The 226-nt window shown below is 49.6% G+C and carries 1 pseudogene; it reads right to left on the reverse strand.

The window, feature by feature from the left end:
• Nucleotides 1–226, reverse strand: a pseudogene (locus tag V6256_RS15625) (sulfite reductase [NADPH] flavoprotein alpha-component); the annotation flags it as partial.

Below are 226 nucleotides of genomic sequence, written 5' to 3' on the forward strand. Positions count from 1 at the left end.
AGTTGTTCTAAGGACTACTTTAAGGCCCGCGGCGTTTGCGGTTTCAGCTAGTTGACTCGCTTCGCCTTTCGCATTACCCGTTTGAGACGCGTAAAGGATAGTTAAGGTTTGTCCTGCACTTTGTGTAGTAGCCGCTGCTGTTACTGGACCTTGGCTTACGCCAGCAAGGTAACCACTAAGCCATGGAGTTTGTACCGCATCTAAGCCTGCTGTTGCTTGTTGCAAT

Origin of the sequence: Psychromonas aquatilis, assembly GCF_038155185.1 — a bacterium.
In the GTDB taxonomy this organism is placed as follows: domain Bacteria; phylum Pseudomonadota; class Gammaproteobacteria; order Enterobacterales; family Psychromonadaceae; genus Psychromonas; species Psychromonas aquatilis.